At 51.3% G+C, this 14,217-nt stretch carries 13 protein-coding genes; 8 read left to right on the top strand and 5 right to left on the bottom strand.

The window, feature by feature from the left end:
* The first annotated feature begins 205 nt into the window (after positions 1 to 205).
* The 8 genes from Q4579_RS04580 to fliJ are packed head-to-tail and all read left to right on the top strand — an operon-like array spanning position 206 to position 8,138.
* Positions 206 to 1,093: an OmpA family protein gene (locus tag Q4579_RS04580; protein ID WP_303561984.1), complete on the top strand. Its 888-nt coding sequence runs from the start codon at positions 206 to 208 to the stop codon at positions 1,091 to 1,093.
* Positions 1,093 to 2,457 (top strand): sigma-54 dependent transcriptional regulator, encoded by a 1,365-nt coding sequence (locus Q4579_RS04575; protein ID WP_303561982.1) that lies wholly within the window; start codon positions 1,093 to 1,095, stop codon positions 2,455 to 2,457. The genes Q4579_RS04580 and Q4579_RS04575 overlap by 1 nt, the downstream gene beginning before the upstream one ends.
* 18 nt (positions 2,458 to 2,475) lie before the next feature.
* Positions 2,476 to 2,826, top strand: coding sequence for a flagellar hook-basal body complex protein FliE (fliE, locus tag Q4579_RS04570; RefSeq protein ID WP_211648245.1), 351 nt, complete (start codon positions 2,476 to 2,478; stop codon positions 2,824 to 2,826).
* Positions 2,827 to 2,829: 3 nt separating this feature from the next.
* A complete protein-coding gene (fliF, locus tag Q4579_RS04565; protein WP_303561980.1) occupies positions 2,830 to 4,536 on the top strand; it encodes a flagellar basal-body MS-ring/collar protein FliF in 1,707 nt (568 codons plus the stop codon).
* Positions 4,514 to 5,542, top strand: a complete 1,029-nt coding sequence (locus Q4579_RS04560) for a flagellar motor switch protein FliG (protein WP_303561978.1) — start codon at positions 4,514 to 4,516, stop codon at positions 5,540 to 5,542. Before fliF ends, Q4579_RS04560 begins: the two co-directional genes overlap by 23 nt.
* Before the next feature lie 3 nt (positions 5,543 to 5,545).
* Positions 5,546 to 6,355, top strand: coding sequence for a flagellar assembly protein FliH (gene fliH, locus Q4579_RS04555; protein WP_303561976.1), 810 nt, complete (start codon positions 5,546 to 5,548; stop codon positions 6,353 to 6,355).
* Positions 6,348 to 7,685 (top strand): flagellar protein export ATPase FliI, encoded by a 1,338-nt coding sequence (gene fliI / locus Q4579_RS04550; RefSeq protein ID WP_303561973.1) that lies wholly within the window; start codon positions 6,348 to 6,350, stop codon positions 7,683 to 7,685. Before fliH ends, fliI begins: the two co-directional genes overlap by 8 nt.
* 18 nt (positions 7,686 to 7,703) lie before the next feature.
* Positions 7,704 to 8,138, top strand: coding sequence for a flagellar export protein FliJ (gene fliJ, locus Q4579_RS04545; protein ID WP_303561970.1), 435 nt, complete (start codon positions 7,704 to 7,706; stop codon positions 8,136 to 8,138).
* 37 nt (positions 8,139 to 8,175) lie between these two features.
* Here fliJ and Q4579_RS04540 read toward each other — a convergent pair whose 3' ends face one another.
* From Q4579_RS04540 to Q4579_RS04520, 5 genes are all read right to left on the bottom strand, one after another.
* Positions 8,176 to 8,808 carry a LysE family translocator gene (locus Q4579_RS04540; RefSeq protein WP_303561969.1) on the bottom strand — a complete coding sequence of 211 codons (633 nt, stop codon included), beginning with the start codon at positions 8,806 to 8,808 and terminating at the stop codon, positions 8,176 to 8,178.
* 377 nt (positions 8,809 to 9,185) lie between these two features.
* Positions 9,186 to 10,418 (bottom strand): OFA family MFS transporter, encoded by a 1,233-nt coding sequence (locus Q4579_RS04535; RefSeq protein ID WP_303561968.1) that lies wholly within the window; start codon positions 10,416 to 10,418, stop codon positions 9,186 to 9,188.
* A 248-nt stretch (positions 10,419 to 10,666) separates the two neighbouring features.
* On the bottom strand, positions 10,667 to 10,903 hold the full coding sequence (locus Q4579_RS04530) for a YdcH family protein (RefSeq protein ID WP_303561967.1): 237 nt from the start codon (positions 10,901 to 10,903) through the stop codon (positions 10,667 to 10,669).
* Between the two features lie 323 nt (positions 10,904 to 11,226).
* Positions 11,227 to 11,577, bottom strand: a complete 351-nt coding sequence (locus tag Q4579_RS04525) for a hypothetical protein (RefSeq protein WP_303561965.1) — start codon at positions 11,575 to 11,577, stop codon at positions 11,227 to 11,229.
* 106 nt (positions 11,578 to 11,683) lie between these two features.
* Complete coding sequence (locus tag Q4579_RS04520; protein WP_303561963.1) at positions 11,684 to 14,146, bottom strand: bifunctional diguanylate cyclase/phosphodiesterase; 2,463 nt, start codon at positions 14,144 to 14,146, stop codon at positions 11,684 to 11,686.
* Positions 14,147 to 14,217 lie beyond the last annotated feature (71 nt).

Genomic DNA, 14,217 nt, shown 5'->3' with positions numbered 1-14,217 from the left:
GTCTCGCTGGTGTCAATTTAGTGTCAGCGGTGCGTCAAATATAAATTGAATCAAGATCACCTTTGACGTTTTAAAGTGATTTTGAGCAAGAAAAATAGACAAATAAATATAAAAGCAATTTGGCTATTTAATAATATTGGCTAAGTTGGTTCTTACGGGCAGAAAATGATTTTTTGGTTATTTCCGAAATCAGAGAAGGGCGAAAATGTTAATTTCATTCAACAAGAAATACACATTCTTATTAATGACTCTTGCGGCGGTTTCCTCTGCTGAAGCACAGGTTGTTTCTACGCCAATGGATCTTGTCGAATGGAAATACCAGGGCGGCAAATTTCAGTGTTCATTAAACCAGCAGGTACATCAGTTTGGTGAAGTCAGCTTTATTGCCGATGCCGGGGAAGAGCTGGTTCTGAAAGTCAAACCTCTGCGTCCTGTGGCCCAGTACGACAATGCTGGCCTCTATCTGCAGGATGGCCCTTGGGTGGAATCACCGACTCAGAAACCACTGACTCCCGGTCAGCAAATGAGTCCGTTAGAAGTCACGTTCACGGGCATGGCTGATGCACTGCTGGATGGCATGATGGCCGGACAGTGGGCCAGGGTTTCCCTGATGTATCAGCGCCCGAGCACACCGGTCGATGTCATGCTTTCCAGTGTCAATATGTCCGGCCCGCTGGCGCAGTTCAATGAGTGCCGTTCCCGTTTACCGGCGATGTCCTATAAACAGGCTCGGGATCTGGTGTTCCAGTTCGAACTGGGGCAACGCACGGTGAGTGCCTCTCAAAAAGAAACCTTAATGAATCTGGCGGATTACATTCGCCGGGATACATCGATTCGCAAGGTTCTGGTTGATGGCCACACAGACAGCGTCGGCTCCAATCTGGGCAACATTCAGGTTTCAAAAGTCCGGGCGGATGATGTCGCCAGTTTTCTCCGGGAAGCCGGTGTGAAGGACGGCTTAATTCAGACAAGGGCACACGGTTCACGTTACCCGGTCGCCAGCAATAAGACGGCGGACGGACAGGCGTTAAATCGCCGGGTCACGGTGAGGGTACTGCGTGCTGATAATCATGAAAAAAGCAGGGTGCAGTAATGTTCACAAAAACGATTCAGCTCATTGAGCCGGACAGACAGCAAGCCCAGCAAGTGATTCAGGTGCTGGAGCAGGCAGGCTATCAGGTGGATTATCTCACGTCAGGCAAAGCAGGCCTGCAATCCCAGCGGGCTCTGATCACGCTGGTGAGTTCTGCATTGCCGGATATGTCGCTGACGGAGTGGGTCCGCTTCAGCCAGACAGCTGCGGATCCTCAGCAACGCCGGATTGCCATCGCAATTGTCGATCAGCATGAAGGTTTGCTGGCTGCAGAAGCGATGAAAGCCGGGGCGACAGACTATCTGCTGAAACCTTTTGAACCGGCGCAGTTGCTCAGTCTGCTGGCCCGGGTCGAAGCGTTGCAAAAACCGATGTCTGACATCGTGGCTGAATCGTGGCGGAGCAAGCAGATTCTGCAATTGGCGCACCGGGCGGCTTGTACCCATGCCAGTGTGCTGATCACAGGCGAATCCGGGACGGGCAAAGAAGTGCTGGCGCGCTATGTGCACCAGCAGTCGCCACGCAGCAAGATGCCTTTTGTGGCGGTGAACTGCGCTGCAATTCCGGAATCCATGCTGGAAGCCGTATTGTTTGGTCATGTGAAAGGTGCGTTTACCGGGGCAACAGGCAGCCAGAGCGGTAAGTTTGAAGAAGCGAACGGAGGCACGATTCTGCTGGATGAAATTGCAGAAATGTCTCCACCGCTGCAAGCCAAATTACTGCGTGTGTTGCAGGAGCGTGAAGTTGAGCGTGTCGGAAGCCACAAAACGATCAAACTGGATATCCGGGTGATTGCTTCAACGAACAAGGATCTGCGGATCGCCGTTCAGGAAGGCTCTTTCCGTGAAGATCTGTATTACCGGTTAGATGTCCTGCCGCTGCACTGGCCACCTCTGCGCGAACGTCCTGAAGATATTCTCCCGCTGGCAGACTTTTTCATCCGTAGATATCAGCAGGGCAGTGCCTGTCAGATGTCATCAGATGCTCAGCAGATGATGATGCACTACCACTGGCCGGGCAATATTCGCGAACTGGAAAATATTATTCAGCGGGCACTGGTCATGCGTCATGGTGATTTCATCACCGCTCAGGACCTGATGTTGCCGATTGACAGCAGCAAAGTTCAGGCCATCAAGCCGGACTACCTGCCAACTGCCCCCGTGGCAATGGGTACGGAGCAGGGACATATCGGTGCGAAAAAACAGGCTGAATTTCAGTATGTGCTCGATGTGCTCAAACAGCATGACGGCAATCGGACCATGACCGCAAAAGCACTGGGTGTCACCACCCGGGCTCTGCGATATAAATTAGCGGCAATGCGTGAGCAAGGCATTGATATTTCACAAATTGGCTCAGCAGCTTAACGACTAGGAGACACAAGTATGCTTGCGACGAATCTGACGCAGACAACCACAGCCCAGCAGCTCATGCTGGATAAAATGCAGCTCATGCAAGCACAGGCAAATCAGGAATTTGCTGTGAAAGCCAACCCTTTGGATCAACAGGTCAAGCCACTTTCTTTTTCTTCGGCAATGACAGGGGTACTGGACCTGGTGAACAACCATCAGGCGCATGCGAGTGCGAAAATGACTGCGGTAGAAACCGGTAAAAGTGATGATCTGGTCGGGGCAATGATTGCCAGCCAGAAGGCCAGCCTGTCGTTCTCTGCGCTGATGCAGGTGCGAAACAAGGTGGTCGGTGCGTTTGAAGATGTAATGAAGATGCCGGTGTAAATTATGACCATGATTACTCAAGCAGAAGCAGCCGAGCTGACCGCTTCTGACCGTTCAAATAATCTGCTGAATCGGGCCAAGCTGGCCTGGCAAAGCAGTCAGCGCAATCTTGTTCTGTCTGCCGCATTGGCTGCTGTTGTTGCGGCGATTATCGTTGTAGCACTGTGGACATCCACGCAAAGTTACCGCCCGCTTTACAGTCAGCAGGAACGTTTTGATACCAGTGAAATCATCTCCGTGCTGGAAGCGGAAGGTGTGCCTTACCGCTTGCAGGAAACCAACGGTCAGGTGCTGGTTGAGGAAGGCCGTGTCGCCGAAGTCCGCATGCTGCTGGCTGCGAAAGGCGTCAAGGCGAAACTGCCAACCGGGCTGGAAACACTTCAGAATGACTCTTCTTTAGGCACCAGCCAGTTCATCGAAACCGCGCGTTACCGCCACGGTCTGGAAGGTGAGCTGGCCCGGACCATTATTTCTCTGAATGCAGTTAATAATGCCCGGGTTCATCTGGCGATTCCGCGTCAGACACTCTTCGTGCGTCAGAACAGCGAAAAACCGACTGCTTCAGTCATGGTTGAACTGAAGTCCGGCGAAGATCTGAAGCCGGAGCAAGTGGAAGCCATCGTGAATCTGGTGTCCGGCAGTGTGACGGGCATGTCAATGGAACAGGTTTCCGTTGTGGATCAGTTTGGTCGTCTGCTCAGTGTGGATATCGGTTCCGATTCCGCAGGCCGGATGAATACCAAATATCTGGAATACCAGAAGAACCTGGAAAAGCAGATCATTCAGCGTGCGTCCGACATGCTGACACCGATTGTCGGCCCGAGTAACTTCCGCGTGCAGGTGGCTGCTGATTTGGACTTCAACCGTATTGAAGAAACCCGTGAAATTGTTGATGACAATCCGGTTGTCCGCTCTGAGCACAGCATCGAGAACAACTCCATCGATAAAATTGCACTGGGTGTACCGGGTTCATTGAGCAACCAGCCGCCGACGGTGGAAGAAGACAACAATCCGGATGCGCCGAAAAATACCAGCGAGCGTTCTGAAGTGAACCGCCAGTTTGCGCTGGGCAGCAGTGTGCGCCATACACAATATCAGCAGGGCCAGATTAAGAAGCTGAATGTCTCTGTGCTGCTGGATGACAAATCCGCACCGGATGGCACCGCATGGAATGACGCTCAGAAAGCCGAGATCAGTCAGATGATTTCTGAAGCGGTGGGCCTGAATGCCCAGCGGGGTGACAGCCTGAGTCTGATGAATTTTGCCTTCAAACCGGTCACGATCGATTCTGCCGCGCCAATGCCTTGGTGGCAGGATACCGCACTGCAACAGCCGCTGCGCTACATCATTGGTGGTTTGCTGGGTCTGGCGATGATCTTCTTTGTCTTACGTCCGCTGATCCGTCACCTGACTGGTGTCGATAAAGCGCGCCGAGAAATGGAAATTGCCAGCCTGCCAGATGACATTCTGAGCAAAGAACTGGATGAAAAAGCCCAGGAAAATGAACTGAACCGTCGTCTGTCTGACCGTGGGTTAAGCAATACCACCAACGGTCTGGATGCGGATGCTGAAATGATGTTGCCGCCTTCCGGTTCACCATTGCACATCCAGCTGAAGCACCTGACTTTGATTGCCAGCGAAGAGCCGCAGCGTGTTGCTGAAGTCCTTAAACAATGGGTGAATGGAAATGAGCAAAACCGAGACAATTAATCCGGCAGATCTGGAATCGCTGAGCAGTGTTGATAAAACTGCGCTGGTTCTGTTGGGAATGGGTGAAGACGCAGCGGCACAGGTGCTGCGTTATTTCTTCCGCGAAGAAGTACAACGTGTCACCCGTTCGATGGCCAAACTCACGGGCATTAAAAGCGAGAATGCTAAGCATGTGATCCAGCGTTTCTTTGATGATTTTCGTGCCCACAGTGGTATCCGGGGCGCTTCGAAAGATTATCTGTCGAACACCCTGTCGAAAGCGCTGGGTCAGGATCTGGCCAAAGGGGTTCTGAACAGTATTTACGGTGATGAACTGCGAAATAACATGCAGCGTCTGCAATGGGTCGATACGGATGTGATCGCCAAGTTCATCAGCCACGAGCACCCGCAGATGCAGGCCATTTTCCTGGCCTATCTGCCGCCGGAGACGTCGTCTCAGGTGCTGAGCAAACTGCCATCGGAGCAGCATGATGAGCTGATTTACCGCGTTGCCCGCCTGAGCGAGATCGACCATGAGGTCGCACAGGATCTTCATCAGCTGGTTGACCGCTGTATTCAGCAGGTGTCTGGCGGACAGGGCGCATCTGTTCTGGGGGCCAAGCAGGCTGCCGATATCATTAACCGCTTTGAAGGTGATCGTGCTCAGCTGATGGAAATGCTGAAACTGCACGACGAGAAAATTGTCAGCGAAATCGAAGAAAACATGTTCGACTTCGTGATTCTGGCACGTCAGCGCGAAGCAACGATGGACCGTCTGGTGCAGGAAATCACCATCGATCTGTGGGCAACTGCACTGAAAGGTGCTGATCTTAAGCTGCAGATAGCGATCAAACAGTCGATGCCGCAGCGGATGGCAAGTTCACTCGACGACGAAATGGCGATGCGGGGTGCGATGCCGCTGTCCCGTGTTGAAAAAGCACGTCAGGAAATTATGCAGGTGGTCCGCGAACTGGCAGATGCCGGTGAGATTGAACTGAGCCTGTATCAGGAACAAACGGTGGAGTAATTGATGCGTTCATTAAAAGTGATGCGCCTGACCCCCGGTGAATACCGTTCTCACCGCTTCCCGCCGATGGTGAAACCTGTGGTGCATGGCAGCGAAGAGACGGTTCAGAATTTGGATGGCTTTACGGACGAAACGCCGCTGAACACGCAGGAGCATCAGGCCGCACTGCAAAAACGACTGGAGGAAGGTTTCCAGCAGGGATTGCAGCAAGGCTATGACGAGGGACTGCGTCAGGGGACCGAACAGGGTCGTCAGCAGGGCTTTAATCTGGGTCAGCAGGATGGTTTTCAGCAGGGCTATACCAAAGGAGAAGGTCAGGGACGTGAAAAGTATGAGTCAGTGATTGCGCCGTTGCAGGCACTGGAGGCCCATATTCAGCAGTGGCAGAACGAGCGGGAACATGCACAGCGTGAGCAGATCTGTTCGCTGGTTCAGAAAGTCGCGCAACAAGTGATTCGCGCCGAACTGACACTGATGCCTCAGCAAATTCTGGCGCTGGTTGAAGAAACACTCGACAGCATGCCGGGGAACAGCGACAAAGTTGTGGTTCACCTCAACCCTCAGGATCTGGAGCGAATCAACAATCTGAGTCCGACCCTGCATCCAAGCTGGAAGCTGGTGGCGAACAAAGAGATGCCCATTGGTGGCGTTCAACTGGTGACCGAACATGCGGAAGCCGACGCCAGCAGCGATGCGCGACTGGAAGCCTGTATGGAAACGCTCCGTGAGCACCTGCTGGAAGAAAATCAGCAGCCCGCTGCAGCAACGGAGACGCAACCACAAGCGGTAAGCACGGAGGAAATCCGTGAGTGACCCTGCTTTCCATGAGCGTTTGAACGATGCGATTGCATCGATGTCATCCATTCCGATTGCCCGGGTCACCGGGCGTTTGGTGAAAGTGAACGGCCTGATGCTTCAGGCCGTTGGCTGTAAATTCCGTCTGGAACAACGTTGTCTGGTCGAAACCGATGATGGGGAAGCCATTGAAGCCCAAGTGGTTGGCTTCGACCGGGATGTTGCTTATCTGATGCCGGTCCGGCAACTGGGCGGTCTTTATGCGGGTGCCAAAGTGGTGCCGCTGGATGGCGACAGTACGGTTTCACTGGGTGAGCACTGGCTTGGCAGGGTCGTGAACGGTCTTGGCGAGCCTTTTGATGATCTGGGCCCTCTGAAAGGCGGCGAAAAGGTGTCTTTAAATCCTGCCCCGATTAACCCGATGAAACGTCGTATCGTCGATACACCCCTGGATGTTGGTATCCGGGCGATGAACGGGATTCTCACGCTTGGGAAAGGCCAGCGGATTGGTCTGATGGCAGGCAGCGGCGTGGGTAAAAGTGTCCTGATGGGCATGATCACCAAAAACACCAAAGCGGACATTGTGGTGGTTGGGCTCATCGGCGAACGAGGCCGGGAAGTGCGTGAATTTATCGAGCGTAACCTCGGTGAAGAAGGCATGAAGCGCGCAGTCGTGATCGCTGCTCCGGCTGATGAATCGCCGCTGATGCGTCTGCGTGCGACCAAACTGTGTCACCGGGTTGCGGAGTATTTCCGCGACAAGGGAAAAGACGTGTTGCTGATGATGGATTCCCTGACTCGATTTGCCATGGCGCAGCGTGAAATCGCCCTGTCTCTGGGGGAGCCACCAGCTTCCCGGGGCTATCCGCCTTCGGTGTTTGGTCAGTTGCCACAGTTACTGGAACGCGCGGGAAACGGGGAGCATCCGGATGGCAGTCTCACGGCGATTTATACCGTGCTTGCAGATGGCGATGATCAGCAGGATCCTGTGGTGGATTCAGCGCGGGCCATTCTGGACGGCCATGTCGTGTTATCACGCACACTGGCTGAACAGGGTCATTATCCGGCGATTGATATCAATGCCTCGATCAGCCGTTGTATGAGCAGTTGTACCGAAAGCTCACATGTCACGGTCGCAAACCGGTTCCGCCAGCTGAATGCGAACTATCTGCAAGTGAAAGAGTTATTGCCGCTCGGGGGCTATCAGCCGGGACAGGATCCAGAGTTGGATCTGTCTGTTCGGCTTCATCCGCAGCTGAAAGATTTTCTGGTGCAGCAAGTGGATGAGGTAACCGATTACCAACAGTCTCTGGTCCGTTTGGCAGAACTGTTTACACAGACTCAGTAAGGCAAGGACAGGTATGTTATGAAGGGTAAATTAAAAGCCGTCAGCCAGCTTCAGCAAATCGCGGAACAGCAGCGTGATCAACAGGGGCAGGATTTTGCCCGGCAGCAGGAGCAGGTTGGTTTTTTTGCCCAGCAATTACAGGCTTTGGCTGTACTGAAACCGGGGAATGTTCAGCAAGGTGCAGGCGGTGTGAATCCGCTTGCGCTGCAAAACTCCACACAGGTGAATGCCATGCTGAACCGCCTGATCACCCACCAGCAGCATGAAATGGCGCTCATGCACGCAGAAAGCCAGCGCACCAAAAAGGCGCTGGAACAGAGCCAGGTGAAGGTAAAAGGTCTGGAAACCGTCATGGAACGCTGGAAAGTCAAACAGCGCTATGAACAGGCCAGAAAAGATCAAAAGCTCATTGAAGACTTAATCAACGCCCGCAGCAAACGCAGAGCATTATAAGAAAAGCGCCGAAAGGGCGCTTTTTTCATCGATAAGCTCAGGATGTTTGTCTGAAAAAAGCCAAGCCAGATGCCATGGCGAGTAACACGGAAGCGCATGTTTTGTTGAGTGATTTCAGGCGACTGACCGATAAATACTTTGCCGCCTGGAAACCTGCAGCTGCGTAAACTAGCATCACAGTGACGTCAATCACGATGGTAGCAATTGCGAAAAGAATGTATTGCATCAAAACCGGCATGGTTAAATCCAGAAACTGAGGAAGAAAAGCGCCGAAGAACAGGAGCCCCTTAGGGTTAGATAGGGCCGCGAACAGGCTGCGCCGGAACGCTGCAGCAGGGCTGTGTGCTTGTGCGCTTTTGAGTTTGTCTGCTGTCAACGCGCTGGCTGAAGGTGTACTGCGCCACAACTGGTATGCCAGCCACAGCAGATAAGCAACGCCACAATACTTCACGGTCAGAAAGAGGGTTTCAGAAGCCGCCATTAATGCCCCCAGCCCCAGTCCGGCAGCACTGATTAGAATCGCATCAGAGAGAGCTGCTCCTAAAATGCCATAAAGTACAATTTTCTTGTTTTTACTCACACCGTTCGACAGAGACAACAGCATGGTCGGTCCCGGAATGACGGTCACGGTAAATGAAGCGATGCAGTAGAGCAAGAGTGTCGTCAGCAAAATAAATTCCTCTTATCCTTGAGTTGAAAAATGTGCCGTAGGTTAGGCGCATTGTTGCATTTACTCTCGCCTGTCACAATCATTCATCCTTGAATCAGCAACATCAGTGATTATATTGAAAAAATGTTTAATCAAACCAAAAATTGGACGCCTTAACTATTTGCTACCAGAGTACCCATGAAGATTGTTGTTAAGCCAATCGCACAGTCTTCAGCCGTGGTACTGAATAGCGCATATCCTGTTCCCGTTAGGAACATTTTCACCACTATTTGTTTACCCGATATCTTGTTGGTATCGGGTTTTTTTTGGCTTCAGAATATGAACCCATAAAAAAGCACAGCCAGTGGCTGTGCTTCGTGTTTTCGGGTTGCTTGTTGTTAAGCAGCGGTCGCTAATTTTTGTTGCAGCGCCTGTGCGTTTACGGGTTTGGTGATAAGTGCCAGCAGCACAGCAACACCCAGCATGGCGGAGCACACGGTGTAAGCCAGCGTGTAAGTGCCTGTCATGTCGACGGCAACAGCAGCAACCACAGGACCAATGAAGCCACTCACACCCCAGGCCGTGTAGAGTACACCATAGTTTGCACCGTAGTTCTTCAGGCCGTAGAAATCTGCCGTAATGGATGGGAATACCGCCAGCAACGTACCGTAACCCACACCGGCAACAGCCGCGCCAACCATCATGCTGAACTCGTTGTCAAAGGTAGCAAACATCACCATGTTGATGGCTTGCATCACGAAGGCGATCAGCAGGGTTTTCACACCACCGATTTTGTCGGACAGCATTCCAGCAACAATCCGGCCGCCTGAGTTGAAAACCGCCAGAATCACCACCAGAAACGCAGCGTCTGACAAATCTGCCTGTGCCGCTGCAATCGAAGTGATATTACCAATGATCATCAGGCCCGCCGCTGAAGCGAACGCATACATCACCCACAGAGAGTAAAACTGAGGTGTCTTGACCATGCCGCGCCAAGTGATATCCACACTCGGTGCCTGCGCAGCTTTTGCATCCGTACTGGCGGGTGCTTCAGGCTGATAGCCTGCTGGTGGGTTAGAGATCGTGCAGGCCAGTGGTACGGCAATCAGCAGCACGGCAACACCCAGGATCAGGAAGCTTTGGTTGATGCCGTAGCCAGCAATCAGCGAAGCGGTCAGGGGCGCAAGATACACAGCTGCCAGACCAAAACCAGCAGCGATCAGGCCATTCACCATGCCTTTTTTCGACGGGTGGAACCATTTCATGGCCGAAGGGCTTAAACAGGCATAACCAAACCCGATACCACAACCGGTCAGGACACCAAACGTCAGCACCAGCATCAGTGGGGTGGTGGCAAAACTGGAGATCATCATGCCAAGGCCAACCATGGTGGTTCCTAACAGCAGAACTTTCCGGGGACCAATTTTATCCTGCAGAATACCCGCCATTAACAGGGACAGAGAGAAGGTAATAATGGCGACGGTGTAGGGAAGTGATGCGTCGGCATTTGACCAGCCCAGATCGACAACCAGCGCTTTCTTAAACACACTCCAGGCATACAAAATGCCCATACATAGGTTAATACAGAAGCCTGCCAGCAGGATTTGCTTGGCACGATCAAATGTTTTCATAGGACTCTCTATTGCGGAAAAGCTAACTGCTTCATTCGTTAAACAATTTTTGATAATAATCAAAAAAAGATGCATTTCTTGATAAAGGCGCGGATTCTATCAATAAATGTTGAAGAAATATCGAAGGGTAATGTTTTGTTACAAATGGGGTGTTCAACTCGGAAGATGGTTCGGTGCTGATGTCTTCACCTCCATGGCGTGAAGGTGAAGACAGGGTCGATTTCCTGGGTGGGTACCTCAATGTCTGATTAATTCGTCAGGATGCTGTGAAGCTTATCCTTCAGTTGTAAACGTTCCATTTTCAGTTGGGTGAAGTGGTGGTCTTCGGTCGGAATATTGGTGCATTCCAGTCCCCGGATTTTGTGGTCAAGTTCGTGATATCGGTCGGACATGGCTTTGAAGTTTTCATCCTGCGACTTCAGTTCTGTGATTCTTTCCTGCATCTCGGGGAACTCAATGAAGAGTGCGTGATTTTCACCTAACATGTTTGTCACTCCATAGTTTACGTGAATGAAAGCCCTGCTTTTTCTCCTTTAATTCTTATCCATATGCATCTGATATGGCTTCAGGTCGGAGATTGATGCTGCTTTTTGCAATCCTTGCAGTCTAAAGTACGGCAGCACCTTGTTAAGGATAGTCGAATCGTGCCACTTTCAAGCGAGTCAGCCCGAAAATTGAGGGAAAGGAAGGTTATTTAAAGTGACGTTGTCACAAAGGTGTGCTCAGCGTCAGAACAAAGCAGCCAAGCAAGGGGAAGTATTCAGAGGGCTGCTATCCATCACTGGCTCAGCGATGGATCATCACAGAATCAATTGCCTTTGTATTTTTTACTGCGCAGCGTTTTTTTGAGCGACTGAATGTAAGCAATGCGATCTGGGTTTGCCGGTGCAGCCTGAGTTTGCAGCTTTGTTTTGGCTTGTGCTTCTTCTGCGGTGAGGTAACGGCCATTTAAGCGAACGTGAAGTGCTTTGGATTCTTGTTCCGCACGTTCAGAAGCATCTTCCTGAGCTTTTGCCAGCGCATCTCGGGCCAGACTCTGACTGGTTTTATCTTCCTGACGTTGCTGAACCCAAAGGGGTTGCTGCTTGGATTGGGCTGGCTGTTTGGCTTGCTGCTGGCGTTGCTTGAGCACATTGTCCAGATAATCACTAAAGTCCATGGCGGCCTCCTCTTGGCTGGGCGGAATATTGTAAACCGCTGCCATCGAATGGCAAAGCAGATTCACGACGCTTTTGCGCAAAGTTTCGAATCCCTGCTGCTTCAGATCAGGAAATCGAGTGGCGTTTGAGATCGAGCGCAGCGGTTAAAAATTCAGTTTCAAACTGCGCCACGGGTAGTGGCTGACAATACAGAAAGCCCTGAAATTCTTCCACACCTATACTGGCCAGAAAATCGGCCTGCCCCTGATTTTCGACACCTTCCGCAACCACGCGAATGTTCAGGTTATGTGCCAGTTCAACAATCGCATTGGTGATGGTGACTGATTCCCGGTTAATCGGCAGATCACGGACAAATTCCCGATCGACTTTCAGGATTTGAATGGGAAACCGGCTTAAATAGGCCAAAGATGAGTAACCGGTACCGAAATCATCAATCGCGATTCTGACGCCCAGCGCGTTCAACTGACGTAGTTTGCTGAGTGCCTGTTTCACATCAGACATCAGCACACTTTCAGTGATTTCCAGCTCCAGATAGCTTGGGTCACATCGGTTGATCTGGATGGATCTCTGGATGGTTGACACGATATCCGAATTCAGTAATTGCCGGGCAGAAATGTTCAGCGCAAAATGCAGCCAGTGGCCTTGTAACTGCCATTGGCGGAGTTGTTTGCAAGCCTGATGAATCATGGCTTCACCCACATCAACGATGAGGCCCGTGGTTTCAAGAATAGGGATAAACTCTGTCGGAGACTGCATTTCTCCCGCATCGTTGTGCCAGCGCAGCAAGGCTTCAACGCCACAAAGTTTGCGGTTTTGTGAATCAAAGCGGCCCTGATAGTAAAACTGATACCGGTCTGAGCCACAAGATTGTCGTAACTGTGCCTCCATCTCCAGCCGTTTCACACTGTTGAGGCCCATCTGCCGGTTATAGACCCGATACTGATGTTGTTGGCCTTTATCCTTGGCTTTGTAGAGCGCGATGTCGGCCTGGCGGAGTAAATCCTCGCTGCTGGTTTCTTCCTGTTCACAATACGTGATACCGATGCTGGCACCCACGACGACTTCTTTGTTGTCGATCACAAAAGGCTCATGAAGCTGATCCAGAATCCGTTCGGCAAGTTGTTCCAGCACCGGAAATCTCTGTTCTGAAACCACCAGAATCGCAAATTCATCACTGCCCAGCCGGGCAAGAATATCGTGTTCCCGCAAAGTATTTTGCAGACGCTGGCTGACAGCAATCAGTACCTGATCCCCCGTATCGTGGCCGAGGGATTCGTTAATCTGCTTAAAGCGATCCAGATTCAGCGTCATCAGCCCCATTTGGACAGCTGACGGCTGCTTCCTGAGCATGTCGATGTGTCTTTTGAGCATCAGACGGTTGGGAAGCTGAGTCAGTAAATCAAAGTGCGCCAGCTTTTCCAGCTTGGTTTCAAAGAGTACGCGCTCGGTAATATCTTTGCCTGTCGTAATGTAGTGGCTGATTTTGCCGCGGTTGTTACGAATCGGTGAGATCCTTTTTTCCAGATATCGCAGGCTGTTGTCTTTTTTGCGAAGCGAAATGATGCGGTTGACCGTTTGACCGCGGACTAATTGCTGCTGCAGTTTTTCCAGTTCGCTCGGACTTTGTAACGTGGCCAGGATCAGATGCGCGGCGTCGCTGCCGATCAACTCGTTGGCTTGCATGTCATTGATTTTCTCAAAGCTGTGATTCACATACTCAATGATGCCTCTGTCATTGGTAATGATGATCGAATCATCACTTTGTTCGAGTGCGCGTGACATACTTTTCAGCTTCTCTTCACGTTCAACCCAAGAGGTGATGTCACGGATATTCAGCAGTAACTCGTTCCCGTCGAGATAGGTCGTTTCAGTTGCAATGATCTCAAGGTGCTGGGGAGGGTTTACACGCAAAGTGATTTGCGTACTGACGGGCTGGTTATCTCCCTGGCGCATGGCTTGGTGGACTTGTTCCAGTAAATCCTGCACTTGCGCTTTGGCCTTCGGATCCAGAAGCAGATCTTCAATATGTGTGTTGCTTGCCTCGTTTTCTTCTGTTCCCAGAATCTGGCAGGCCGACTGGTTCAGGGTCACAATCCGATTGTCCTGACTCAGAATGACCATGCCATCTGGCGCGTACTTCAGCACATGACCATACTTTCGCACCATATCATGGAGTTCAGCTTTGAGTCGGCGCTCATGTCTGAGCGCTTTGTGTAAATGCCAGGCCAGCAGTAAACAGCCAATCAGGAAACCAAAAGAGATTAAAGAGAACAGGGTGAATTTTTGCAGTTTTTCCTGAGAATAAAGGTTATTGAGGATGAAATGGTTCACACTGAACTGATTCAGAAAGGCATGCAGATCGCTGGCATTTTTCCATTCTTCTGCAATCCGGTGATAGGCGTAGGTGACATTCTGCTCAGTCACAGCAAGTGAGGAAGACGCAGTATCGACTGGCTGTGCAGCGGAAACTATCCATAGCCCGCTGAAAATAACAAACAGAGCAATAAGGACTATCAGGGGGACGAGCAAGAGTTGGCGTTTCCGGAAATGGAGTAGATTTCTCTTCATATATCATCCATGACAGAGCAGATATCCAGTCAGTGCGTATAGAAACCTGCATATGGATATCACAAAAAAGT

The sequence above is a fragment of the Photobacterium sp. 1_MG-2023 genome (genome assembly GCF_030547945.1).
Taxonomy (GTDB): domain Bacteria; phylum Pseudomonadota; class Gammaproteobacteria; order Enterobacterales; family Vibrionaceae; genus Photobacterium.
The sequence above is the reverse complement of the archived record's forward strand: the minus strand, read 5'-3'. Positions and strand labels throughout refer to the sequence as shown.

Excerpts from the sequence above, each read along its gene's own strand:
- Q4579_RS04580 (WP_303561984.1), top strand. The coding sequence starts at position 206 with ATGTTAATTTCATTCAACAAGAAATACACATTCTTATTAATGACTCTT.
- Q4579_RS04575 (WP_303561982.1), top strand. The coding sequence starts at position 1,093 with ATGTTCACAAAAACGATTCAGCTCATTGAGCCGGACAGACAGCAAGCC.
- fliE (WP_211648245.1), top strand. The coding sequence starts at position 2,476 with ATGCTTGCGACGAATCTGACGCAGACAACCACAGCCCAGCAGCTCATG.
- fliF (WP_303561980.1), top strand. The coding sequence starts at position 2,830 with ATGACCATGATTACTCAAGCAGAAGCAGCCGAGCTGACCGCTTCTGAC.
- Q4579_RS04560 (WP_303561978.1), top strand. The coding sequence starts at position 4,514 with ATGAGCAAAACCGAGACAATTAATCCGGCAGATCTGGAATCGCTGAGC.
- fliH (WP_303561976.1), top strand. The coding sequence starts at position 5,546 with ATGCGTTCATTAAAAGTGATGCGCCTGACCCCCGGTGAATACCGTTCT.
- fliJ (WP_303561970.1), top strand. The coding sequence starts at position 7,704 with ATGAAGGGTAAATTAAAAGCCGTCAGCCAGCTTCAGCAAATCGCGGAA.
- Q4579_RS04535 (WP_303561968.1), bottom strand. The coding sequence starts at position 10,418 with ATGAAAACATTTGATCGTGCCAAGCAAATCCTGCTGGCAGGCTTCTGT.
- Q4579_RS04530 (WP_303561967.1), bottom strand. The coding sequence starts at position 10,903 with ATGTTAGGTGAAAATCACGCACTCTTCATTGAGTTCCCCGAGATGCAG.
- Q4579_RS04525 (WP_303561965.1), bottom strand. The coding sequence starts at position 11,577 with ATGGACTTTAGTGATTATCTGGACAATGTGCTCAAGCAACGCCAGCAG.
- Q4579_RS04520 (WP_303561963.1), bottom strand. The coding sequence starts at position 14,146 with ATGAAGAGAAATCTACTCCATTTCCGGAAACGCCAACTCTTGCTCGTC.